This window comes from Caulobacter sp. GW821-FHT10C03 (genome assembly GCF_059415485.1).
Map to the genome: position 1 here is coordinate 24,408 of NZ_JBWKNI010000018.1, position 22,289 is coordinate 46,696.

General features: G+C 69.1%; 22 protein-coding genes. 10 read left to right on the forward strand and 12 right to left on the reverse strand.

The genetic code is table 11. The features are described from left to right. Positions 1 to 61 precede the first annotated feature (61 nt). The 6 genes from AC07NG_RS19945 to AC07NG_RS19970 form a co-directional block, all read right to left on the reverse strand. On the reverse strand, positions 62 to 823 hold the full coding sequence (locus AC07NG_RS19945) for a phosphocholine cytidylyltransferase family protein (protein ID WP_494595876.1): 762 nt from the start codon (positions 821 to 823) through the stop codon (positions 62 to 64). 338 nt (positions 824 to 1,161) lie between these two features. Beyond that, entirely contained in the window at positions 1,162 to 1,980 is an 819-nt protein-coding gene (locus AC07NG_RS19950) for a DJ-1/PfpI family protein (RefSeq protein ID WP_487287620.1), read from the reverse strand. Beyond that, on the reverse strand, positions 1,977 to 2,390 hold the full coding sequence (locus tag AC07NG_RS19955) for a hypothetical protein (protein ID WP_494595877.1): 414 nt from the start codon (positions 2,388 to 2,390) through the stop codon (positions 1,977 to 1,979). Before AC07NG_RS19955 ends, AC07NG_RS19950 begins: the two co-directional genes overlap by 4 nt. A 43-nt stretch (positions 2,391 to 2,433) precedes the next feature. Beyond that, on the reverse strand, positions 2,434 to 4,152 hold the full coding sequence (locus AC07NG_RS19960; protein ID WP_494595879.1) for a tyrosinase family protein: 1,719 nt from the start codon (positions 4,150 to 4,152) through the stop codon (positions 2,434 to 2,436). Positions 4,153 to 4,229: 77 nt separating this feature from the next. Next, a complete protein-coding gene (locus AC07NG_RS19965) occupies positions 4,230 to 6,266 on the reverse strand; it encodes a multicopper oxidase family protein (RefSeq protein ID WP_494595881.1) in 2,037 nt (678 codons plus the stop codon). Positions 6,267 to 6,440: 174 nt separating this feature from the next. Beyond that, positions 6,441 to 7,061 carry a TIGR02466 family protein gene (locus tag AC07NG_RS19970; protein WP_494595883.1) on the reverse strand — a complete coding sequence of 207 codons (621 nt, stop codon included), beginning with the start codon at positions 7,059 to 7,061 and terminating at the stop codon, positions 6,441 to 6,443. Between the two features lie 23 nt (positions 7,062 to 7,084). Here AC07NG_RS19970 and AC07NG_RS19975 point away from each other — a divergent pair, with 23 nt between their 5' ends. The 5 genes from AC07NG_RS19975 (at position 7,085) to AC07NG_RS19995 (ending at position 12,296) form a co-directional block, all read left to right on the forward strand. Next, positions 7,085 to 7,405 carry an antitoxin gene (locus AC07NG_RS19975; protein WP_494595885.1) on the forward strand — a complete coding sequence of 107 codons (321 nt, stop codon included), beginning with the start codon at positions 7,085 to 7,087 and terminating at the stop codon, positions 7,403 to 7,405. A 3-nt stretch (positions 7,406 to 7,408) separates the two neighbouring features. Next, positions 7,409 to 7,690 (forward strand): type II toxin-antitoxin system RelE/ParE family toxin, encoded by a 282-nt coding sequence (locus tag AC07NG_RS19980; protein ID WP_494595887.1) that lies wholly within the window; start codon positions 7,409 to 7,411, stop codon positions 7,688 to 7,690. Between the two features lie 19 nt (positions 7,691 to 7,709). Next, the gene (gene uvrC, locus AC07NG_RS19985; RefSeq protein WP_494595993.1) at positions 7,710 to 9,620 is read left to right on the forward strand and encodes an excinuclease ABC subunit UvrC; all 1,911 of its coding nucleotides are present in this window, start codon (positions 7,710 to 7,712) and stop codon (positions 9,618 to 9,620) included. Positions 9,621 to 9,778: 158 nt separating this feature from the next. Further along, positions 9,779 to 11,131: a lipocalin-like domain-containing protein gene (locus tag AC07NG_RS19990; RefSeq protein WP_494595889.1), complete on the forward strand. Its 1,353-nt coding sequence runs from the start codon at positions 9,779 to 9,781 to the stop codon at positions 11,129 to 11,131. Positions 11,132 to 11,180: 49 nt separating this feature from the next. Continuing rightward, positions 11,181 to 12,296, forward strand: coding sequence for a hypothetical protein (locus tag AC07NG_RS19995; protein WP_494595891.1), 1,116 nt, complete (start codon positions 11,181 to 11,183; stop codon positions 12,294 to 12,296). 148 nt (positions 12,297 to 12,444) lie between these two features. Here AC07NG_RS19995 and AC07NG_RS20000 read toward each other — a convergent pair whose 3' ends face one another. The 3 genes from AC07NG_RS20000 to AC07NG_RS20010 form a co-directional block, all read right to left on the reverse strand. Further along, positions 12,445 to 14,121: a sensor histidine kinase gene (locus tag AC07NG_RS20000; RefSeq protein WP_494595892.1), complete on the reverse strand. Its 1,677-nt coding sequence runs from the start codon at positions 14,119 to 14,121 to the stop codon at positions 12,445 to 12,447. 147 nt (positions 14,122 to 14,268) lie between these two features. Further along, positions 14,269 to 15,546, reverse strand: a complete 1,278-nt coding sequence (locus AC07NG_RS20005; RefSeq protein ID WP_492855002.1) for an MFS transporter — start codon at positions 15,544 to 15,546, stop codon at positions 14,269 to 14,271. 177 nt (positions 15,547 to 15,723) lie between these two features. After that, positions 15,724 to 16,467, reverse strand: coding sequence for an SDR family NAD(P)-dependent oxidoreductase (locus AC07NG_RS20010; RefSeq protein ID WP_494595894.1), 744 nt, complete (start codon positions 16,465 to 16,467; stop codon positions 15,724 to 15,726). 129 nt (positions 16,468 to 16,596) lie between these two features. On the opposite strand from AC07NG_RS20010, the gene pgsA reads away from it, so the two are divergent. Beyond that, positions 16,597 to 17,214 (forward strand): CDP-diacylglycerol--glycerol-3-phosphate 3-phosphatidyltransferase, encoded by a 618-nt coding sequence (gene pgsA / locus AC07NG_RS20015; RefSeq protein ID WP_494595896.1) that lies wholly within the window; start codon positions 16,597 to 16,599, stop codon positions 17,212 to 17,214. A 145-nt stretch (positions 17,215 to 17,359) separates the two neighbouring features. After that, entirely contained in the window at positions 17,360 to 18,397 is a 1,038-nt protein-coding gene (locus AC07NG_RS20020; protein WP_494595897.1) for an alpha/beta hydrolase-fold protein, read from the forward strand. 4 nt (positions 18,398 to 18,401) lie between these two features. On the opposite strand, the gene AC07NG_RS20025 is transcribed toward AC07NG_RS20020, so the two are convergent. Together AC07NG_RS20025 and AC07NG_RS20030 are read right to left on the reverse strand one after the other, a co-directional pair. After that, positions 18,402 to 18,548, reverse strand: a complete 147-nt coding sequence (locus AC07NG_RS20025; protein WP_199228314.1) for a hypothetical protein — start codon at positions 18,546 to 18,548, stop codon at positions 18,402 to 18,404. Positions 18,549 to 18,678: 130 nt separating this feature from the next. Continuing rightward, positions 18,679 to 18,879: a hypothetical protein gene (locus tag AC07NG_RS20030; protein WP_110118154.1), complete on the reverse strand. Its 201-nt coding sequence runs from the start codon at positions 18,877 to 18,879 to the stop codon at positions 18,679 to 18,681. 277 nt (positions 18,880 to 19,156) lie between these two features. Here AC07NG_RS20030 and AC07NG_RS20035 point away from each other — a divergent pair, with 277 nt between their 5' ends. Together AC07NG_RS20035 and AC07NG_RS20040 are read left to right on the forward strand one after the other, a co-directional pair. Further along, positions 19,157 to 19,366, forward strand: coding sequence for a cold-shock protein (locus AC07NG_RS20035; protein ID WP_110118155.1), 210 nt, complete (start codon positions 19,157 to 19,159; stop codon positions 19,364 to 19,366). Positions 19,367 to 19,524: 158 nt separating this feature from the next. Then, positions 19,525 to 20,703 carry a patatin-like phospholipase family protein gene (locus AC07NG_RS20040; protein ID WP_494595900.1) on the forward strand — a complete coding sequence of 393 codons (1,179 nt, stop codon included), beginning with the start codon at positions 19,525 to 19,527 and terminating at the stop codon, positions 20,701 to 20,703. On the opposite strand, the gene AC07NG_RS20045 is transcribed toward AC07NG_RS20040, so the two are convergent. Continuing rightward, positions 20,700 to 21,458, reverse strand: coding sequence for a LytTR family DNA-binding domain-containing protein (locus tag AC07NG_RS20045; protein ID WP_494595902.1), 759 nt, complete (start codon positions 21,456 to 21,458; stop codon positions 20,700 to 20,702). The two genes, AC07NG_RS20040 and AC07NG_RS20045, sit on opposite strands and share 4 nt — an antisense overlap. A gap of 118 nt (positions 21,459 to 21,576) precedes the next feature. On the opposite strand from AC07NG_RS20045, the gene AC07NG_RS20050 reads away from it, so the two are divergent. Next, on the forward strand, positions 21,577 to 22,197 hold the full coding sequence (locus tag AC07NG_RS20050) for a DUF2306 domain-containing protein (protein WP_494595904.1): 621 nt from the start codon (positions 21,577 to 21,579) through the stop codon (positions 22,195 to 22,197). Positions 22,198 to 22,289: the final 92 nt, after the last annotated feature.

Consider the following 22,289-nt stretch of genomic DNA (forward strand, 5'->3'; position numbering starts at 1 on the left):
AACGCCGCCCCTGAGGAGCCGATCGCGCGCCTGCCGAAAGAGCAGGCGCCGCCTCGTCGTTTCAGGCTGGCGTCGCCTCGGCCGCGGCCCAGGCTTCCGCCAGCTCGCGGTTCTTCGGCAGGTCCTCAGGGAAGTCCATCTCGGCCCAGTCCAGGCCCTCGATCGAGCGCACGGCCACGGCGTCGTGGGCGCGGGCGATCTGGTCGATGGCCGACAGATACCAGCGGCGCAGACCCTCGGGCGTGCGCAGGGCGCGCTCGACGATGTCGGTGAACAACGCCGCGCCCTCGGGCTCGAAGCGCAGGAAGCCGATCGACTCCGCGTCGTACTCGGTGATGGTCTTGCCGATCTCGCGCAGGGCCTCGCCGTCGGTGCGCACCTTCATGTCGTCGGCGTCGTAGCCGCCAGCCTTGCGGTCGATGGTGACGGTGATCGGGGCCGGCGGGGCCGACAGCAGGCGCTCGGCGATGGCCGGCTCGAACAGGGTGTCGCCGTTCAGCAGCAGGAACGAGCCCTGCATCTCGGCGCGCGCCATCCACACCGAGGCCAGGTTGTCGCTGACGCTGTAGAACGGGTTGAACAGCGTGCGCACGGTCAGGCCCGGAAGGCGCAGCTTGGCCAGCTCGGCCTCGACCAGGTCGGCGGCGAAGCCGGTGACCACCACCACCTCGGCGACGCCGGCGCGGTGCAGGTGGCGGATCTGCCATTCCAGGACCGAGCGGCCCGACAGCTCGACCAGGCACTTGGGCCGGGTGTCGGTCAGCGGCGACAGGCGCTTGCCCTGCCCGGCGCTGAGGATGATGGCTTTGACCGGCGACTGCATGCGGGAAACTCGAACGCGCCGCGCGAGGCGGCGAAGGCGGAACGAAAAGGGCGAGGAAGCGACTCGAAGCGAGCCTTATCAGCGCAAATTGGGCGCGACCATAGCCGCGGCAAGGCCCGACGTCCCGCAAAAGGCCGATTTGCGACAATGTGCGCCTGTGGGCGCGGCGCAGGTTCGGTGACCGAGACCGAGCGGACAGTTTGAAATCCGTCCATCCCCGCGCAGGCGGGGACCCAAGCTGACGTCCAGGATGCGGCGCGGCCGTGGTCTCCCCGCCACCTCGGCTTGGATCCCCGCCTGCGCGGGGATGCTCGGAGGAGGTTAAGCCTCAGGCTCTGTTACGCCTCGACCGTCGCCCCGACCTTCGCCGCCGCCGTCGGATGCAGCCGCTTTTCGATGGCCGCGTCGATGCTGGCGCGGAAATCCGTCATGCCGGCGTTGACCGGCTCGTAGACGGCGTAGTCGACCGAGCACGGATCGCCCCCCGGGAACGGCGGATCGGGATGGTACTGGATCGACAGCTGAACCTTCTGGGTGGCCAGGGCGGCCTTGTCGGCCGCGTCCGGCCCGCCGGCCAGGTCGGTCACGATCGTCTGGACCATGAACAGCGACTCATCGACCGTCGACGAGATGCCCCCGCCAGTGACGCGGTTGCGGTCCTTCACCCAGCGCGGGCAGCCGTTGACCACGGTCACGTCGGGGAACAGCTTCAGGCAGTCGATGAAGGCCCAGTGGGTGGTCGCCCGATAGCCGTCCAGCAGGCCCGCCGAGGCCAGGATCAACCCGCCGGTGCAGACCGAAACGACATAGGTCGCCGTCTTGGCCCGCTCGACGAGGAAAGCCAGCAGGTCCTTGTCGCCGATCGTCTCCTGCAGGCCGTTTCCGCCGCCCGGCACGAACAGCATGTCGAGATGCGGGCACGAGCAGAAGTCGTACTCGGCCACCACCTTCAGCGGGCCGGAGGTCTGGATCGGCTGGGTGGTGGCGGCCACCACCGCCACCTGGCTCGTCCGGCCGATCACCGAGGCGTCGAAGAAGGCGAACACCTCGTGCGGACCCGAGACGTCGAGGATGTCGACGCCCGGATAGAGCACGATGCCCACCGTGAACGGCGGCAGGTCGGGCTGCGGCGGGGCCGCCAGTCGCGCATCGCTCACTGGAACACCGCGATGAACGAGGCCACCACCCCGGCCGGCTCGCCGTTGTGCGGCTTGGCGCGCACCACCGTGCCCACCAGCGACGGAACCTGGTCCACGCCGTCGGGCCAGGTGTAGCCCGGCCAGCAGTGGTAGTCGTACTCCCAGCCGGCGGTCGGCGTGCCGTCACGGCCATAGCCGTTGATCACCAGAGTCTCCGGCCCCGTCCCCTCGCGCAGGATGTGGCCCTTGAGGTCCAGCACGTAGCCGCCGCCCATGTCGAGCGTGCCAATGAGCGAGCACCATTCCGGGCTCTCGAACGTGAACACGCCCTCGCCCCAGATCAGGCTGAGCGCGGTCTGGGCGTTGCCGTCCACCAGCTCGGGATTGTTCAGGTAGCTGCGATAGGTCCACTTGCCGTCGAACGTCATCGGGATCCTCCCTTGCTGAAGCGCTTCATCACTGGGCGTGCGCTCACTGTGCGTGGACCACGATGTCCAGCACCTGCGGCGTGGCCGTGGTCGCGCCGCCGTCGGCGTGATGGGCGTGCGGCCCGGCGGCCGACAGCATCGGCTTGCCGGCCAGACGCACCAGGCGAATGCTCAGCCCCGTCGGCGCGGCGGCGGCCACGCCCGGTCCCTTGGCCTTGGCCAGGTTGGCCAGCGGCTGCGACAGCGGCACCGTGAAGCTGACCGGCCGCGTCACCAGGTGGCGGCCGAACATCGACAGGGTGGTGACAAAGCCCGGCGAGTCGACGCCCACCGCCTGGCCCTCGGGCGTGTTGATCACCACCGCCAGGTCGTTGGCGTGCTCGAACGGCGGCAGGTCCACGGTGATCGTGGCCAGCAGGTGCGTCCCGCCCGGCTTGGCCGCGTCGGCCAGCAGCGCGGCCGGCAGGGTCACGTCGCCCGCCGCCAGGCTGCTCGGACCGGGGGCCTTCAGCTTGGCGGCGTACTTGGTCGCCGGCGCCGGCTTGCCGGCCTTCAGTTTGGTGGTTCCCGCCGGCGGCACGACGTTCTCGCCCGAGCCGGGCTGGTAGTCGTAGTCGAAGGAACCGATGGTCTCGTAGGCGGCGGCCGTGGCCTTGGCTCCGGTCACCGGCTTGCCGTCGGCGTCGTGGAAGAACAGGAAGGGCTCGGCCCGCCACTTGGCCAGATCGCCCTTGCCGTTGATGTAGCTGGGATTGTCGTCCGGCAAGGTCGGATAGCCGTAGCCCTGCTGCTTGCGCGTCCAGACGTCCCAGATGCGGTCGATGTTGGCGTGGTGCAGGAAGAACAGCGGGTCCACCGGCGACAGGTTCGACTGCATGAAGCCGTCGCCATAGGTCGTGTTGCCGTCCTTGTCGGTCCAGATGCCGCCGACGCAGTTGTGCACCTTGTTGTGCGGCTGGCCCTCCATCACCCCGAAGCCGGTGATGCTGCTGTGGAACTGCGACTTGGGGCTGGCGAAGCCGATGAAGTCGCGCGGCGACAGGGCGTTGTCGAGCATCCAGGGCGAGACGGCCCGGTTGGTGACGCCGTCGAAGCCCGGGTTCTGCGGCGTCGAGCCGCGGGCGTTGGGCGGCGCGAAGAACATCGGCCCGCCCTTGGGCCCGATGTCGAACAGCAGGTCGGCCGGGAAGCGCAGGCCGCGGATCAGCAGTTGCCCGTTCTGCGCCGGGGTCAGGTTGTTCCAGAACGTCTCCAGCACCGGCCCATAGGCCTTGTTGAAGGCGTCCAGGCTCTGGATGTAGGCGGCGTCGTTGGGATTGAGCACGCCCTCGAACATCTGCGCCGGCACCTTGGGGTCGGCGGTCCAGTCCCAGTAGGGGAAGGCGAAGTCGGGATCGCCGCTGATCTTGCGCACGGCCTGCTCGAACAGGCCGACATAGCCGCGGTGCCAGACCACGAACCACCAGTTGCCGTGCGGGCAGTCGACCGTGTGGGTCAGGGCGTGGTTGTACCAGTTGTTGGGATCGTCAGGCGGCAGGGCCAGCATGATCTTGATGGCCTTGGCGTAGCTGGCCAGGGCCTTCTGGCCCTGCGGGCTGCTGACGTTCCAGCGCCGCCAGCGGGCCTTGGTCGGGGCGGCCGGCTGGGCCTGGCCCTGCCCGGCCACGAGCATGCCGAGCGCGGCCGCCGCGCCGCTCGCCATCAGGGCGCGGCGCGAGGGCAGCAGGGACGAATACGGACCGGCCGCGGGATCGTGGGTCATGGAAGGGCTCTCGGATTTTGATGACGAACGACGGCCTCCGGCGCGCTCATCGCGCCGGAGGCCGGAAGGCTCGAAACTCAGTGGTGGCCGTGCGAGACGCCGCCGGCGCCGTCGGGCAGCACGATCTGGACGTTCTGCATCATGCCCTGGTCCTCGTGGTCGAGGATGTGGCAGTGCAGGACGTACTCGCCGATGTAGCGCTGGTAACGGGTGCGCACGATCAGGGTGTAGGGCAGATAGGGTCCGTTCTCGACCTTCTGGGCGCTCTTGACCCACAGGGTGTCCTTCCAGACGCCCTTCAGGCCAGGATACTGCGGATCCACGCCGTCGAGGCCGAAGTCGTCGACCGCCCCGGGCTCGCTGACGTCCTTGCCGGTCGGATCCAGGATCTTGACGATCTGGAACGGGTTCACGTGGATGTGGAACGGGTGGCTGACGAATTCCGAGCGCAGCTCCCACTCCTGGGCCGTGCCCAGCACCAGGGTGCGGTCGATGCGGTCGGGCGCGTAGGGCCGCGGCGCATAGTCCTGCGAGCCGACCTCGAACTGCACCGGCATGTTGGTGTTCTGGCCGGGAATGGCGATGTTGAAGAGCACCTTCTCGGTCTTCGAGCCCTTGATCTCGGCGTCGGTGATCGTCGGGTGCGGCACGAAGCGGGTCAGCTTCAGCCCGTCCTTGAGGTCGGCCACGACGCTGGCGCGCACGTCGGTCGGCATCTGGACGCTGGCCGCGGCGACCAGCTCGGCGGTGACGAAGGCCGGGATGTCCTTGACCTCCTTGCCCGGCGCGACGGCGACCTTGCCCAGCAGGCGGGTGCCGACAGCCTCGCCATTGACCGTGCCGGCGGTCGAGGTCTGCGCGTCGAGCATGCAGTAGTTCCCCGCCTTGGGGAAAACCACCAGCAGGTCGTTGCGGTAGCCCGGCTGCAGGGTGACGACCGTGGTCTTGCGGGCCTGGGCGTCGGTCAGGCCGTCGTCGGCGACGATGTAGACCGAAACCGGCTCGCCGATGCAGTAGGTCTTCTGGAACTTGGGACCGTCGGCGGCGGCCAGGCGGTCCAGGGCCGCGGCGCCGCCGTCGGCCATCTTCACGAACTGCAGCGAGATGGTGTCGCGCACCCCGGCGTGGATCATCCGCCAGCGGGCCAGCTCGCCCTGCTTGGCCGGCAGGGTGGCCAGCACTTGGCCGTTGATGCTGGTGTAGCGGCCCGACTGCCCCCAGCTGCCCGGCCCGAAGCCGTTGCCGTTGGCGTCGCTGTAGAACTCGATGACGCCGGTGTCGCCCGGGTCGCAGACCCACTCGATCACATTGCCCTGGGCGTCGGTCTTGACCTTGATGTTGCCGCTGGCGTCGAGGCAGGCGTACTGGATCTGCTGGAACACCAGCAGCTTCTCGGGGATCGGCGCCGAGCCCTTGTAGAGCAGGGTGTCGAGGTCGCCGTTGGTCTTTGGGGTCGGCTTGCGGTCGCCCTTGATGACCAGGGCCCCGGCCATGCCGCTGGAAACCTGCAGCGCCGTCGAGCCGTGACGGTGGGTGTGGTACCAGAAGGTGCCGGCCGGATGGTCGCGCGGGATGTTGTATTCGTACTCGAACTGCACCCCGGGATTGATCGACAGCAGCACGTTGTCGCTGTTGCCGGTCGGGCTGACCCACAGGCCGTGGCTGTGCAGGTTGGTGCCGTTGTAGCAGTGCGGCACGTTGATCAACCAGTTGGGATCGGTGCAGCTGGGATCGGCCGGCAGCTTGTTGTCCAGCGCCACCCGCACCGTGTCGCCGGGCCGCACCTGGATGGTCGGCGCCACATAGGGCGTGGTCGCCGAGACGTCGGTGCCGTTGTAGCTGCGCAGGTGGACCTTGTCGTTGCGCCCGTTGGCCGGGTTGTAGAGCTGGCCGTCGGTGTAGACCACGTTGAGGTTCAGCCGCCGGTCGCCGGTCTCGGCCGTGCTGGCCGGGGCGATGACGTAGCTCTTGTCCTTCGAGGCGGTGCCGGTCAGGGCCAGCGGCTCGGGCGGCTTGGCCGCGCCCAGTTCCTTCGAGGGAAGCGGCGCGCCCAGCACCCGCGGATCATCGACGACCCGGTCCTGCGCCGCCGCGCTCGCGGCCTGCAACGCCATGACGGCTAACGCCGCCCCCGTCGCCAGCGCCAGACGCCGTCCACGTACAGTGCATCGCCCGTGAGCATAGCCCATCGCAGCCTCCCCGATCCTTCAACCCCTGGGAGAACTGTACTCTTGCGCCGATAAACTTGAAGTCACAATTTTTGTGCGCTTTCGCACAGGTTTAGAAGCCTAGCGCCAGGCGTAGTTGAAGCTGATACTGATCCTCTGTTCCTCGGCCTGGTTGGGCGTCACCTCGTGCCGCAGCCAGCTTTCCCACATCAGGATCGTGCCGGGCTCGGGCTGCACATAGACGAAGGGCTGCAAGGTCTCTGGCGCGTCGTCCTGGCGGGTCGGCGCGGCCATCATCATCGGCAGCCGCGGATCCTCGAACTTCAGCGCCGAGGCGCCGGCCGGAATGGTCACGTAGACCGTGCCGGAGATCACGCTGTGGGGATGGATATGGCCGGTGTGCTGGCCGCCCGGATCGAGGATGTTGATCCAGAAGCTGTCCATCACCAGCTTGCCGCCGGCCAGGTCGAAGCGCAGCGCCTTGGCGAAGGCGGCGGCGTGCTTGTCGAGCTTCTTCTTGAGGTCGGCGAACAGGCTGTCGCGCTGCGGCAGGTCGTCGAGCGAGGCGTAGGAGGTGTAGCCCAGATAGCCCTTGCGCTCGGCCCACGCCTGGCCGGCCTCGTCGTCCTCGGCCACGGCGATGCAGGCGTCGTGCAGCTCGTCGATGAAGATCTCGAAGTCCTTCTCGCCGGCGAGACTGGCTTCATAGAGCGGAGTGACGAAGAGGGAGCGGGTGGTCATGGGGCGGGGTCATAGCGCTCCTCGTGATTGACGACAAACCGCTATTGGAACATCATGTGAACATGGCCGAAGATGCATTCATCCTGAAGATCGATGCGGCGCGCGCCGAGCGCCTGAAGGCGCGCGCCGAGGCCGCCGGTCAGAGCGTTGAAGACTACGCTCTCCATGCACTGGATGTGGCCGCCGATCCGCGCGGTGTTGCAGAGCAAAGCGTCGCCTTTGGAGAGCGAAGCCCGGCCTATTGGCGAGAGCTCGAGGCCATCTGTGATGAAGCGGACAAGACAGGCGGCATTCCTTGGGAGCAGGTCGAGGCCCGACTGTTGAATTTCGGAAAAAAGCGCTGATCCGTGCGACGGATCGTTATCGCTGGCCCGGTCTGGGCTGATCTCGAACGCTTGGAAACTTGGCTTGCCGGTCGCGACGCACCCTATGCGGAAACGTTAGGCGTGGCTCTCCGAACGGCCATCAACGGTCTTCGCGACTTCCCCGAGCGCGGCCGCCTCTCAGAGGTCAGCGACATGCGCGAGTTCGTCGTTCCCTTCCGAACCTGGACCTATGTCATCAGCTATCGGGTCCGTCCGGACCACGTGACGATCGCACGCATTCATCACGCCCTCGAAGATCGCTGAACCCGCCGGACTCGCCTATATCTGCCTCGTGACCGACACCACCACCGACACCGACGCCTCCCCTCGCCTCGCCGGCGCCGCCCTGATCAAGGACGAGGTGACGCGCCTGCCCGATGCGCCGGGCGTCTATCGCATGATCGGCGACGGCGGCGAGGTGCTGTACGTCGGCAAGGCCAAGAGCCTGAAGAAGCGGGTGGTGCAGTACGCCCAAGGCCGCTTCCACACCAACCGCATCGCCCACATGGTCGACGCCACGCGGGCCATGGAGTTCGTCACCACCCGAACCGAAGCCGACGCCCTGCTGCTCGAGATCAACCTGATCAAGCAGCTGAAGCCGCGCTTCAACGTGCTGCTGCGCGACGACAAGAGCTTTCCCGAGATCCTCATCCGCCGCGACCACGCCGCCGCCCAGCTGCGGAAACATCGCGGCGCCCACACGATCAAGGGCGACTATTTCGGCCCCTTCGCCAGCGCCTGGGCGGTGAACCGCACGCTCAACACCCTGCAGAAGGCCTTTCTTCTGCGCTCGTGCAGCGACAGCGTCTACGAGACGCGCGACCGGCCCTGCATGCTGCACCAGATCAAGCGCTGCGCCGCCCCCTGCACGGGCCTGGTCAGCCTGGAGGACTACGGCGCCCTGGTCGACCAGGCCGAGGCTTTCCTGAGAGGGAAGTCCCGCGCGGTCATGGCGACCATGGCCAAGGAGATGGAGGCCGCCGCCGAGGACCTGGAGTTCGAGCGCGCCGCCCGCTTGCGCGACCGCATCCGCGCCCTGGCCGCCGTCGCCCAGGAAAGCCAGATCAACCCCGAGACCGTCGACGAGGCCGACGTCGTCGCCCTGCATGTCGAAGGCGGCCAGGCCTGCGTGCAGGTGTTCTTCTTCCGGGCCGGCCAGAACTGGGGCAACCACGCCTACTTCCCGCGGATCACCGGCGCTGCGGAAGACGAGGAGGACGGCGCCACCGAGGAGCAGCGGATCATCACCGCCTTCCTGGGCCAGTTCTACGACGACAAGCCGATCCCGCGCCTGATCCTGGCCAACGTCCAGCCGGCCGAGGTGGATCTCCTCAGCGAGGCCTTCGCCCTGAAAAGCGGCCGCAAGGTCGAGATCGCCGTGCCCAAGCGCGGCGAGAAGGCCGACCTGGTCGGCCACGCCCTGACCAACGCCAGGGAGGCCCTGGGCCGCCGGATGGCCGAGGGCAGCGCCCAGACCAAGCTGCTGGCCGGCGTCGCCGAGGCCTTCAAGCTGGACGCCCCGCCCGAGCGGATCGAGGTCTACGACAACAGCCACATCCAGGGCACCAACGCCGTCGGCGGCATGATCGTGGCCGGGCCCGAAGGCTTCATGAAGGGCCAGTACCGCAAGTTCAACATCAAGAGCACCGAGCTCACGCCCGGCGACGACTACGGCATGATGAAGGAGGTGCTGAAGCGCCGCTTCGCCCGCCTCGTGAAGGAAGAGGAAGAAGGCGACGACGCCAACCGCCCCGACCTGGTGCTGGTCGACGGCGGCCAGGGCCAGCTCGACGCGGCGCTGGAGATCATGGCCGACCTGGGCGTCGACGACATCCCGGTGGTCGGCGTCGCCAAGGGGCCGGACCGCGACGCGGGGCTGGAGCGCTTCTTCATCCCCGGCCAGACGCCGTTCATGCTCGAGCCCAAGTCGCCGGTTCTGTATTACCTTCAGCGCCTGCGCGACGAGGCCCACCGCTTCGCCATCGGGGCCCACCGCACCCGCCGCAGCATGGACCTGAAGAAGAACCCGCTCGACGAGATCGAGGGCGTCGGTCCCGGCCGCAAGAAGGCCCTGCTGCACGCCTTCGGCTCGGCCAAGGGCGTCGGCCGGGCCAGCGTCGAGGACCTCGTGAAGGTCGACGGCGTCAGCCAGGCCCTGGCCGAGCGCATCCACGCCTTCTTCCGCAAGAGCTGACCACCTCTCCCCCAAAATCGGCGCCCAAAACGACCCGGGGCGGCGATTGACAACGCCGTTAGGTGAACGCAACCTCCGGCCGCTCTGGACATGTCTGCAACCTGACATGCGGCGCGCGCCGGGCGCGCCGCCCGGAGACGCCTGGGGAAAACATCGCCATGACCATTCTGCCGTTCCTGCGGGGCCGAGGCCTCGCGCGCCCGCTCGCCGACGCCTGCGCCGACACCGCCGCCCCGGCGCCGGTCCCGCGCTCGAAGTCGGTGATCCACCTGCCCGCCGACCACTACCTGCACCGCGACGCGCCGACCGAGTGGTGGTGGCACATCGGCACGCTGAAGGCCGGCGACCGGGTGTTCGGCTTCGAGATCAACGCCGCCTCGTTCCCGGGCCGCGCGCCGGCGTTCGGCTTCTCGCAGATCATGCTGACCGACGTGCAGAACCAGAAGCACTACCAGGCCACCACGGTCTACAACACGCCCGCCGGCTACGACCCGGCGACCTGGGCCGAGCACGACGTCGCCCGTGACTGGCACGTGGGCCTGGGCAAGGCCGGCAGCCTGTTCACCGCCGTCAAGGTGACCAATCCCGGCTCGGGCTACGATCCGGCCCACACGGTGGTGACGGTGTCGGGCGGCGGCGGCTCGCAGGCCGTGGCCTATCCGGTGATCGTCGGCGGCATGATCGCCTCGATCCAGGTCGCCAACCTCGGCCGCGGCTACACCTCGCTTCCCGACATCACCATCAGCGATCCCAGCGGCGCCGGCTCGGGCGCCACGGCCAAGGCTCTGCACACCTTCATCACCATGGACGCGGCCTGGGGCGATCCGACCCAGAACATGGCCGTGGTCACCAAGCTGACCGACGACGCCACGGGCACTGAAGTGGTGTTCGACCTGACCATGTCGCAGAAAGGCGATCCCTTCCTGGTCTGGGGCACGGGCGTCAGCCAGGTCCTGCCGCCGGCCTGGGGCTCGCACCTGCAGACGGGCAACTACTACTACTCGCTGACCAACGTCGCCGCCGCCGGCACGATCACCATCGACGGCGAGGTCTTCGAGGTCACGGGCAAGACCTGGATGGACCACGAGTACGGCTTCTTCGGCTCGGCGGCCAATCCGGTGAAGTGGCTGCTGCAGAACGCCCAGCTCGACAACGGCTGGACCCTGTCGAACCACTACGTGCTGTACGGCCCCAACAAGAAGCCCAACCCGGGCGAACCCGTGCCCTGCGAGGTCACCCTGCAGGATCCGGAAGGCCAGATGTACCTGGTGTCCGGCGTCATGATCGCCGACCGCCCCTGGATCAGCCCGCACTCGAAGACCCAGTACTATCTCGACTACCAGCTCGACATCGCCGGCTTCGACGCGGTGCTGAACTTCAAGGCCCTGGTTCCCGACCAGGAGTTCCCGCTCCTGCCCACCGGCTCGATCTACGAAGGCATCGCCTCCGCCGAAGGGACCTTCCAGGGCAAGCCGACCTCCGGGACGGGCTGGATCGAACAGGCGCTCTGAACCTTCACCGGGGATGACGAACCCATGGCTGCAAGCTTAGCTTGCAGCCATGTCCCTGGCCGAATCCACCGCTTCCCCGCCACACCGCTCCTGCTGGACGCACCAGGGCAATCACGACTGGACCGGCACGGGTCCGAGCGGCGAGACCCTGGGCTTTTGCGGCTCGCGCTCGGGCCTGTTCGACGGCCAGCGCAACAGCATGCGGCTTTCCAACACCCTGTCGGCATATCGCCGAGGCCTGCGCCACAGCAGGCTGTTCGCCGAAACCGGTTACGACCGCCTGGCCAAGCGCATCGGCTACGCCGCCGAACACCAGACCGGCGATCCCGACTTCGACGCCCGGGTCTATCTGGGAACCGACGACCCAGGCCTGGCCGACATCCTCCGCGCCCAACCCGCCTTGCGCGCCGCCGTCATCGCCCTGCTCGACGCCGGGGCCAAGACCATCGCCATCGACAAGAGCGGCGTCCAGGCGACCATGACCGGCGGCCTGCGCCCGGACGATCCCGAGGGCGAGCACGACCTGATCGCCGCCGGCGACGCGATCAGCGCCGTCGCCTCGTTGTGGCCCGAACGTCCCGCCCCGGGACCGACCGCCGGCGCGGTCTTCCAGTCCATCGGCCTGGGCTGGGCCGCCCTGGTTCTGGCGGCCGTGCCGATCGCCGCCTGGAAGAGCGAGACCGTCACCGCCCGCCAGATCGAGACCTATGCCCAGATCGACTGGCTGGGCCTTGGCGTCTGGCTGGGGGTCGCGTTCGTCCCCTTCCTGCTGGCGGGCCTGCGCCGACCGGCCGCCCATCGCACGCTGCTGACCCTCGGGCTGGTCGCCCTGGTGCTGACCCCGTTCAGCACCGACCTGCTGCAGCTGCGCGCCAACCGGTGGCTGACACGGTCGGAAGCGGACGTCCCCGCCGTGCTGACCGAGCTGCGCTACGACCACGACGACCCCAACCCCACGGAATACGAGGCGACTGTCACCGTCGCCGATCGTCCGTCCGACTGGGTCCTGACCAAGCAGGAAGGCGACCTGGCCCGCCAGGGCAGCCTGTGCGTCGCCGGCGTCGTCGCCACCGGCCTGCGCGACCTGCGCTACGTCAAGCGGGTGCGCACCTGGGAGTGCCCCGGCCAGGGCCCGCTCGAGGAGCCCTACGTTCCCGAGCCCTAAGGGTGGCGACATGCGGCGTTTGAGGCGAAAACCTCGTGCTTCGACAGGCTCAGCATGAGGTTTTTCTACCGCCCGAGCCTATAAATGGTCCTCATCCTGAGCTTGTCGAAGGACGAGGACCACGCACCGCGCCTGAACGTCGCCCACCCTAAAAATCGTTCTTCCAGCGCTGCATCGAGGCCAGCGGCAGCCAGGCCTCGAACGTCAGGCCCTCGGGGCGGAAGTCGAAGCGCGAGCGGCCCTTCAGCTCGCGCTGGGTGAGGTTCTCGATCAGCCGCGCGCCGAAACCGAAGGTGGCCGGCTCGCTGACCGTCGGGCCGCCGGTCTCGGTCCAGGTCAGGCGCAGCTGCCGCGCCGCCTCGTCCAGGCTCCAGCGCAGGGCCACGCGGCCTTCCGGCGCCGACAGCCCGCCGTACTTGGCGCTGTTGGTGGCCAGCTCGTGCAGCACCATCGACAGCGACACGGCCACGTGCGGGCTCAGCGTCACGCTTGGCCCCTCGGCGTCGATGCGGTCGCCGTGAGCCCGCACGCAGATCGCCACCACGTCGGTCAGGTCGGCCTCGGTCCAGCCGGTGCGGGTGAGCAGGTCGTGGGCGGCCGAGAACGCCACCAGGCGCTCGGTGAAGATCCGCACCTGCTCGGCGTCGAGCTTGGCGAAGGTCTGGCGGGCCAGCGACTGCACCGTGGCCAGGTTGTTCTTCACCCGGTGGTTCAGCTCGTTGATCATCACCGCCTGGCGGGCCTCGCGCGCCTCCAGTTCGTGGGAGGCCGCAACCAGGGCCTCGCGCACGGCGGCGATCTCGGCCAGGCCGTCGCCCCGTCCCGGACCCAGCGGCCGCCCCTCCCCGATCGTCGCGGCGTCCTCGACCAGGTCGGCGACCTCGCGATTGATGCGGTTGGCGAAGAACAGCGCCAGGCCGATGCCCAGCAGCAGCAGCAGCGGGAACACCGCCGCCGTCCCCAGCGCCACCGAGACGCCGCTGCGGGACATCTCGTCGCGCGGAATGGCCACCACCAGGGTCCAGCCCGTCCGCGGCGAGCGGGTGTAGGCCACGTGGGTCTTCACCTTCTCCAGCGAGACGCTCTTGCTGATCCCTTCGCTGGCCCTGGCCAGGTTGCGGGCCATGTCGGGAGAGGCCGTCGCCCCCATCCAGCGCTCGTTGCGCACCGAGCGGGCGATCACCTTGCGCTGGTTGTCGAGGATCGTCGCCACCCAGCGGTCGGGCGCGCGCTGCTGGCGGAACACCGAGGTGAAGCTGGAGGCCTCGACCACATAGGCCACGACGAAGGGCTCGCCCTTGATGTCGACCGGCGCGCCCACCGTCACCACGTAGCGCTTGGCCAGCGCCCCCATGCGCAGGTCCGAGACGACGGTGCGGCCCTCCTCGCGGGCGCGGACCATGTAGTCGGGCGGCGGGGTCCTGGGCAGGGACGCGCCCCATGGCACCAGCGTGTTGACCATCTGCTGACCGTCGGGCCGAGAGACCACGATCCAGCCGGGACGATTGGCGGTCGTGCGCTTGGCGCGGGCGTGAAAGCTCTTCCAGTCGGCGTTCAGCAGGGCCTGGTCGGTAGCCAGGGTCTCGGCCACGGCCACGCCCTCGGCCACCTGGCGGTCGACCGCCCCCGACAGCGCCCGGGCCGTCGCCATCAGCTGCTCGTCGAGCTGATCGCGACTCTGGCTGTTGGCGCGCTCCAGCAGCAGGGCCGTGGCGACCAGGGCCGGCGCCAGCAGGCTGACGGTCAGCAGCACCAGCAGGCCCCGGACCGATCCGCGCAGCCCGCGCCGCCGGGAGGCGGGCGTATCGGAGGAAGCTGGGGCCATGGGAGGGTTTACGCGACGACTGACCGAAGGTTGCCGGGCGCCTTGTGGATCAACCCGCCCGTCACCGCCATGATCGTCTCCCGCCCAGTCCCGGATGACGCGACCTTACGCGATGCGTCAGCCCTGTCATCCGGTAAGCGACCAGCGTTATTCGGCGCGGCGCGGCTTCAGCAGGACGAGGGCGACGAAGCTGATCCCCGCGGCGACCGCCAGATAGATCCCCACCGGAACCAGGCCGCCCTTCGCGGCCAGGGCCGTGGCGGCCATCGGCGTCAGCCCGCCGCCGATGATGCCGCCGACGTTGAAGGCCATCGAGGCCCCGGTGTAGCGCACCCGGGCCGGGAACAGCTCGGGCAGCCACGAGCCCAGCGGGCCGTAGACGAAGCCCATGGCGAAAAGGGCCAGCGACAGGAAGGCGCAGATCAGGGCCAGCGAGCCGGCCCCCATCATCACCGGCAGCAGCGCCCCGGCGGCCACGGTCATGGCGCAGCCGGCCATCAGCACCCGGCGCGACGACGAGGCGTCCGACCAGTAGCCCGAGACGACGATGCCGCCGGCCATGAACAGGATGGCGAACAGCTGCACGCCCAGGAACAGCTGGCGGTCGTAGCCCAGGGTCTTGGCGCCGTAGCCCAGCGCGAAGGCCGTGCTCAGGTAGAACAGGGCGAAGCAGCAGACCACGGCGAAGGTGCCGCCCAGGGTCTCTTTCCAGTGGCGCTTGAGCAGCTCGGCCAGCGGCACGGCCGGCGGCGGCTCGTGGGCCAGGGCGGCGGCGAAGGCCGGGGTCTCGGTCAGCTTCAGACGCACCCACAGGCCCAGGCCCACCAGCACGGCGCTGGCCAGGAACGGCAGGCGCCAGCCCCAGGCCTCGAACTGCTCGGGGCTGAGCAGCAGGCCCAGAATGAGGAAGAGGCCGTTGGCGGCGATGAAGCCGACCGGGGCGCCCAGCTGCGGGAACATGCCGAAGCGGGCCTTCCAGCCGGGAGGCGCGTTCTCGACCGCCAGCAAGGCCGCCCCGCCCCACTCGCCGCCCAGGCCGAAGCCCTGGCCGAAGCGCAGCAGGCACAGCAGGGCCGGCGCCAGCCAGCCGGCCATCTGATAGGTCGGCAGGAAGGCGATCAGCAGGGTCGAGCCGCCCATCAGCATCAGCGACGCCACCAGGGTCGACTTGCGGCCGATGCGGTCGCCGAAGTGGCCGAAGGCGATCGCCCCGACCGGCCGGGCGAAGAACGCCACCGCCAGGCTGGCGTAGGAGGCCAGCAGCTGCATCGACGGCGAGTGCGATGGGAAGAACAGCGGCCCGAACACCAGCGAGGCGGCCGTGGCGTAGATGTAGAAGTCGTAGAACTCCACCGCCGTGCCCACCAGGCTGGCCAGCAGCACGCGGCGGGAGGAATTGGCGGTCGGATCGGCGCTGGCGGTCATGGCGTCCTCGGGAACTTGACCACGGCTTGGCTTCCGAAGACCGCCACGTCAACCACGCAGCGGATAAAAATCACCCGCCACCCTGGAGAATTACCCCGATATCGATGCGTTTTCTTCGCGCGACCGCCCGTTCAGGAAGAGACTTGCCCCGCCGCGCGAACGGCGGGGCCGATCCCGTCAGCGGGCCGAGAAGCCGCCGTCCACCAGGTGGTAGCTGCCGGTGATGAACGAGGCGCGGTCCGACAGCAGGAAGCAGGTCAGGGCCGAAACCTCCTCCGAGCGGCCAAGGCGCCCGATCGGGTGCAGGGCCACCAGGCCGGCCATGGCCGCCTCGTCCATCGAGGCGCGCACCGCCGGGGTGTCGATGAAGCCCGGGCCGACGGCGTTGATGCGCACGCCCTGGCCGGAATATTCGATGGCGGTCGTCTTGGTCATGCCGACCAGGGCGTGCTTGGCGGCGACATAGGGACCCGAGCCGGCCCAGCCGTGGCTGCCCAAGATCGAGGCCATGTTGACGATCGAGCCGCCGCCCGAGGCCAGCATCGCCGGGATCTGGTACTTCATCGAATAGAGGACGCTGTGCAGGTCGACGTCGATCACCCGCTTCCAGGCGTCGATCGGATAGTCGGCCGTGGGCGCGCTGGGGCCGCCGATGCCGGCGTTGTTCACCGCCAGGTGCAGGCCGCCATAGGTGTCGACCGCGAACCTGACCATGGCCTCGACCTGCTCCGGATCGCCGACATCGACCTTGAAGGCGGCGGCCGAGCCGACCTCGTCCGCCAGGGCCTCCGCGCCTTCGAGATTGAAGTCGGCGATCACCACCTTGGCGCCGCCGGCCGCCAGCTCACGCACCACCGCTTCGCCGATGCCCGAGGCGCCGCCGGTGACGATGGCCACCTTGTTCGCGAATTCCGTGCTCATCAGGGACTACTCCACTTACTGTTACACTGTACGCCCCCGACCTCCTATCTGGGGACGGCCGCCCGCGAGCGCCACCATGTCATGCATGCGCCATAGCCCTCCGCCGCGCTCATGCGTTAGAACGGCGCCATGAAAGCCCTGCCCAACATCCTGACCTCCGCCCGCCTGGTCATCGCGCTGTTCATGTTCGTCGCCCTGGCCGCCGCCGCCGGCGGCGTGCCGTGGCTGAGCGAGCAACTGACCGCCGACCAGCAGTTCTCGCTGCAGCGCTGGGCGTTCTGGGCGTTCGTGGTGGCGGCGGTGACCGACTTCTTCGACGGCTGGCTGGCCCGCAAGCTCGACGCCGTCAGCATCTGGGGCGCGATCCTCGACCCGATCGGCGACAAGATCCTGGTCTGCGGCGCTCTGCTGGGCCTGATGGCGCTGGGCCCGAACCCGCTGGTCATCCTGCCGGCCGGCCTGATCCTGTTCCGCGAATTCGCCGTCAGCGCCCTGCGCGAGGTCGGCGCCGGCAAGGGGATCAAGCTGCCCGTCACCCTGCTGGCCAAGTGGAAGACCACCCTGCAGCTGGTGGCGATCGGCGCCGAGATGATCATCGTCTCGTGGGGCGCGTTCAACCTGCCGCAGGACCCGGCGGTCTTCGAGCCGGCCTCGTGGATCACCCACGGCCTGCTGTGGCTGGCCGCCGTGGTCACCCTGATCACCGGCGCCCAGTACTGGGAAGCCGCCCGCAAGGCCCTGACCTAAGGCAGCCTCCCCGGCCGCAAATTCGACACACGCATAGGACGAGCATCCGCCTTCGACGTTTGATGGCGGGGGCTCGGCTATGCTCGGCTTGCTGTGGCGTGCGGTGTGTGTCGCGTTCCTGCTCGCCGCGCCCCTGAGCGGACCCATGACCGCGCGGGCGGAGAGCCGGCTGGTCGATTTCGAGGTCGCCTCGAAACGCTTCGACGGCAATCGGGTCGGCGTCTCCCCGACCCGCAAGGCCGTGGCCTATCTTCCCGAAGGCTATGAGGCCGGGAGCCGGCGCTATCCGGTCGTCTACTTCCTGCCCAACCTGTTCGACGACCACCGCGCGATCTTCGACCGCGACAGCGCCAGGGCCGTGCTCGATCGCGCCGTCGCGCAGGGCAAGGTTCCGCCGCTGATCCTGGTGTCGGCCGACTTCTCCACCCCGACCGGCAGTTCGTTCTACGCCACCTCGCCGGTGACCGGCGACTGGACAGGGTTCCTGGCCAGGGACCTGGTCGCCGCCGTCGACGGGCGCTTTCGCACCCTGCCCCGCCCCGAAGCGCGGGGGCTGCTGGGCGACCGCATGGGCGGCTACGGCGCGATCCGCACGGCCATGCTGGCGCCCGGCGTGTTCGGCGCGGTCTACGCCCTGCATCCGGTCGGCACGGGCGTCGGCCTCCAGACCATGAACTCACGCCCGAACTTCGAGCGCCTGGCCTCCGCCAAATCCCTGGACGACCTGGGCGACGACGGCTTCTCGCGGGTGTTCTTGGGCATGTACCAGGCCTTCCTGCCCAATCCGGACAGGCCGCCTTTCTACGCGGACTTCCCCGCCAGCGGTCGCGGCGCGAGCCTGGCGACCGATCCCGTCCTGACCGCGAAGCTTCAGAACGCCTTCCTGCTGGACCGCCTTCTGCCCGCCCATGCGGCCAAACTGAAGGCCCTGCGCGGACTGATGTTCGACTGGGGCCGCTTCGACGGCAACGCCGACCACGTGGTCGCCAACCGCGCCTTCGCCGGCCTGCTGGAAGAACTCGGCGTCGCCAACGAGGCCGAGGAATATCGCGGCTGGTGGGGCGAGCGGCACTGGACGCGCGGCGGCCGCGTCGAGGACAGGGCCCTGCCCTTCTTCGCCAGAACGCTTGCCTTCGATCCCTCTCCCGCAAGGCCCACAAGCCCCGCAAGGAAAGAAGGGTGAGGGATCACTCCCCCGCCAGGATCTCTTCTTCGTCGTCTTCTTCAGAGGGGCCGTGCAGCAGCCATTCGCTGTCCGGGCGCTCGTCGCCGCCGGCGCGTTCGGCCATCATCATCAGGGCCAGCCAGCGGGTTCCCGTCATCCGCAACACCATGATCGCCTCCAGGACTCAAGGTCGCTATTGAGAGTGACTCTCAATAGCGACCTGATCAAGGCGATTTCGACGCTTAAGGTTCGCTACCTATAAGCACGCCCCTAGAAGCGCGCGGTCGCCGCGCTTTCCTTTAGAAGCGCGCCGTAGCCGCGCGACGCGACATCAGCACCTTCTCGCGACGGCGCGAGGCCTCGCGCTCCAGATGGGGCGCAACCTCGGCCGCCTGGCGGCGTTCGTCTGGCGTGCCGCTGACGTCCAGTCGGCGCACATTGCTGAGCAGTTGCGCCAGTTCAGAGTCCTTCAAGGTGGGAATGCGGTCGATCAACGTCATGGTCACGCTCCACTCAAATTCAGCGGTGTTGATAACCACAACGCGCAAAGAGCTTCGAAGGTGACGCTTGCAGGCGAAAAAATAAAATCCCCATATTTCGCTTGCCATCCCCGGCCGCGCATTTTACAGATCACCCATCGAATTCGCTGCCGCTCGATCTGCTACTCCATGCTTCCTTCCAAGGAGCGCCGAGCCAGCCCTCCGACCCTCAACGAAATTGATCGTCGCCGGCACGCGCCTCGCGACGCCCTGAACTATGAACTAAAGGACTACCCAAATGGCTATCGGCACCGTGAAATGGTTCAACGGCACCAAGGGCTTCGGCTTCATCCAGCCGGACGACGGCGGCAACGACGTGTTCGTGCACATCTCGGCCGTTGAGCGCGCCGGTCTGGGCTCGCTGAACGAAGGTCAAAAGGTCAGCTACGAGCTGGAACAAGACCGTCGCAGCGGCAAGATGTCGGCCGGTCAACTGCAGTCGGCGTAAGCCGCTCTGACCTGACGAACTGAGACGGGCCGGCGCAAGCCGGCCCGTTTTGCGTTTACGGCTCCCGTCTTGCACGCTGGCGCCATCCGGTGGACGCAAGCGCCCTCCCCGCCTAGGTTCGCGCGGTGTCTCCAAACCAGTCCGCCCACCCAGTCGCCATGCGTCCGATCCGCCTCCTCGCCGCCGCCCTCGCCCTGCTGGCCCTGACCGCCTGCGGCTCGATCTCGCGCGACGCCTACAAGGCCAGCGACATGGTCGGCCCGCCGCCCACGGGCCTGTCGGACATCCGCTTCAACGCCAGCGACAGCGCCGCCGGCATCCGCTTCGCCGAAGCCGCCCGCAACCGCGCCAAGGGCCAGAAGACCTTCGACGTCCTGGCCCTGTCGGGCGGCGGCTCGAACGGCGCCTACGGGGCCGGCGTGGTCGCCGGCTGGACCAAGACCGGCGAGCGGCCCGAGTTCGACATCGTCACCGGCGTCTCCACCGGCGCCCTCACCGCCCCCTTCGCCTTCCTCGGCCCCACCTGGGACGAGCGGCTGACCGAGGTCTATACCGGCCCGGCCGCCGACCGCATCCTGCAGCCGCGCGGCCTGGGCGTGCTGTTCCACCCCAGCTTCTACGACAGCGGCGCCCTGCGCGACCTGGTCGAGAAGTACGCCGACGCCAACATGATGCAGGCCGTCGCCGCCGAGCACCGCCGCGGCCGCCGCCTGCTCATCGCCACCACCAATCTCGACACCGAGGAGACGGTGATCTGGGACATGGGCGCCATCGCCTCCAAGGGCGACGAGGCCTCGCGCAAGCTGTTCCAGGACGTGCTGGTCGCCTCGGCCAGCATTCCCGGCGTCTTCCCGCCCGCCCTGATCCAGGTCGAGGGCCAGGGCCGGAGGCTCTCGGAGATGCACGTCGATGGCGGCGTCTCGATCCCGTTCTTTGTCGCGCCCGAGTCCCTGCTGCTGTGGACCGTCGACAAGGGCGAGGCCCGCCCGGGCCGGATCTTCGTCGTGGTCAACGGCCAGGTCGGGGGCGTCTTCGGCTTCACCAAGGGCAGCGCGGCCTCGATCGTCGGCCGTTCATGGCAGACCATGAGCAAGGCCCTGATCCGCACCCACCTGGCCGCCAGCGCCGGCTTCGCCCAGCGCAACGGCGGCCAGCTGTTCTACAGCGCCATTCCGGACGCCGCCGAGGCCGACACCTCGGGCCTCGACTTCGCCGCCGACAACCGCAAGGCCCTGTTCCACATGGGCTACGACCGCGCCGTCGCCGGCTGGGCCTGGAGCCTGGCGGCCCCGCCCGCAGAGGTTCCGGTGGTGAAGGCCCCGGCGGCCAAGCGTTAAACCCAGCCCGCCGCGCGCACCGTCGGCGCATGTCGCCGGCTGACCGGCGCGTTCACGCCGCCCGCCAACACCAACTCGCCCGCCCCGCGCCGCCAGCGCACGCCCTCGATCGCCTCGGCCGCTACCCACCAGGACCGGTGCACCTGCAGGCCGTGGACGCCGGCGAGATCCTTCAGGGCGTCGGAAAAGCGCAGGGTCAGCAATTCCTCGCCCGCATCGGTGTGGACCTTCAGGTAGTGGTCGTGAGCCTCCACCGCGATCAGCCGCGCGCTCCGCCGCCGGGCCGACAGGCGGCGACGGAAGGCGGCCTCGGCCTGCGGCAACGGCGGCTCGACCACCACCCGGGTCTCGACCACCCTGCGCGGCGCCCGCCAGACCAGGGCCCGCATGGCCATGACCAGCGCGCTGATCACCCAGACCCGCCACCAAAGCTCGAGCGGCATGTGGACGTCGTCGGCGCCATAGAAGACCTCGATCGACGACACCCAGGCCGTGACCAGCGGCGTCATCAGCAGGGTCACGACGACCAGCCGCTTCCAGAAGCCGCCAAGCCGCCGGCCCAGAGCCTCGTCCACCGCCACGCCGACGACGCCGCCGCCGACGATGCAGGCCAGCCAGTAGGTGATCTTGCCGACCGGGCCGAGGTCGGCCGTGCCCCACGGGGCCAGCACGCCCATGAACAGGCCCAGAGCCGTCAGCAGCGCCAGGTCCGCCGCCAGCCGCCGCCCGATGGGCCAACCGTCGATGGGCGTCATCCTTGATCCCCGACCTCCCGCGGCGCCGCTCGCGCAGAATGGGCGCCGCTCGCGCAACCCCGGTAGCGCGCTCCGCCGCCCCTCGCAATCTCGGCGCGAACCCGACCGGAGACCATCCTTGCCCCGCGCTCTTTCCCGCACGCTCTGGACGCTCGGCGCCCTGCTCAGCGTCGCCATCGCCTTCTACGCCTATCGCTACGTGGCGCCGGCCGCGCCCGCGCCGCCGGGCATCCGCGCCAACCCGTTCTTCTCGCCGTTCCTTTTGCTGCACGTGACCGGAGCGGGCGCCGCCCTGCTGGTGGGACCCTTCCAGTTCCTGGCCGGCCTGCGCGCCCGCCGCCCCGCCCTGCACCGCGCGCTCGGTCGGCTCTATGTCGCCGGCTGCCTGGTGGGCGGGCTCGCGGGCCTCGTCCTGTCGCTCGGCTCGACCGCGGGCCCGATCGCCACGGCGGGCTTCGGCCTGCTCGCGCTAGCCTGGCTGTGGACCACCGTCCAGGCCGTGCGCCACGCGATCGCCCGCCGCATCCCTGAACACCGGGCCTGGATAATCCGCTCCTTCGCCCTGACCTTCGCGGCTGTCACCCTGCGGCTCTACCTGCCATTGGCGGCGATCTCGGGCCTGCCGATGCGCGAGGCCTACCTCGCGATCGCCTTCCTGTGCTGGGTTCCCAACCTGGCGATCGCCGAGCTCTGGCTGCGGCGCCCGTCCTGGGCGCCGGCCTCCACGATCGGGGCCTGACAACGCCCCGAAGCCTCCCGCGCCGGCCGCCTAAGCTTCACAGCTAACAGCGCTTTTCCAGACTCCCCGACTCTGGGGTTGCGCCCGCCTGA

Coding starts and splice junctions, on each gene's coding strand:
- AC07NG_RS19945 (WP_494595876.1), bottom strand. CDS start 823: ATGCAGTCGCCGGTCAAAGCCATCATCCTCAGCGCCGGGCAGGGCAAG.
- AC07NG_RS19955 (WP_494595877.1), bottom strand. CDS start 2,390: ATGACGTTCGACGGCAAGTGGACCTATCGCAGCTACCTGAACAATCCC.
- AC07NG_RS19960 (WP_494595879.1), bottom strand. CDS start 4,152: ATGACCCACGATCCCGCGGCCGGTCCGTATTCGTCCCTGCTGCCCTCG.
- AC07NG_RS19965 (WP_494595881.1), bottom strand. CDS start 6,266: ATGGCGTTGCAGGCCGCGAGCGCGGCGGCGCAGGACCGGGTCGTCGAT.
- AC07NG_RS19970 (WP_494595883.1), bottom strand. CDS start 7,061: ATGACCACCCGCTCCCTCTTCGTCACTCCGCTCTATGAAGCCAGTCTC.
- AC07NG_RS19990 (WP_494595889.1), top strand. CDS start 9,779: ATGACCATTCTGCCGTTCCTGCGGGGCCGAGGCCTCGCGCGCCCGCTC.
- AC07NG_RS19995 (WP_494595891.1), top strand. CDS start 11,181: ATGTCCCTGGCCGAATCCACCGCTTCCCCGCCACACCGCTCCTGCTGG.
- AC07NG_RS20000 (WP_494595892.1), bottom strand. CDS start 14,121: ATGGCCCCAGCTTCCTCCGATACGCCCGCCTCCCGGCGGCGCGGGCTG.
- AC07NG_RS20005 (WP_492855002.1), bottom strand. CDS start 15,546: ATGACCGCCAGCGCCGATCCGACCGCCAATTCCTCCCGCCGCGTGCTG.
- AC07NG_RS20010 (WP_494595894.1), bottom strand. CDS start 16,467: ATGAGCACGGAATTCGCGAACAAGGTGGCCATCGTCACCGGCGGCGCC.
- pgsA (WP_494595896.1), top strand. CDS start 16,597: ATGAAAGCCCTGCCCAACATCCTGACCTCCGCCCGCCTGGTCATCGCG.
- AC07NG_RS20020 (WP_494595897.1), top strand. CDS start 17,360: ATGACCGCGCGGGCGGAGAGCCGGCTGGTCGATTTCGAGGTCGCCTCG.
- AC07NG_RS20025 (WP_199228314.1), bottom strand. CDS start 18,548: ATGGTGTTGCGGATGACGGGAACCCGCTGGCTGGCCCTGATGATGATG.
- AC07NG_RS20030 (WP_110118154.1), bottom strand. CDS start 18,879: ATGACGTTGATCGACCGCATTCCCACCTTGAAGGACTCTGAACTGGCG.
- AC07NG_RS20035 (WP_110118155.1), top strand. CDS start 19,157: ATGGCTATCGGCACCGTGAAATGGTTCAACGGCACCAAGGGCTTCGGC.
- AC07NG_RS20040 (WP_494595900.1), top strand. CDS start 19,525: ATGCGTCCGATCCGCCTCCTCGCCGCCGCCCTCGCCCTGCTGGCCCTG.
- AC07NG_RS20045 (WP_494595902.1), bottom strand. CDS start 21,458: ATGACGCCCATCGACGGTTGGCCCATCGGGCGGCGGCTGGCGGCGGAC.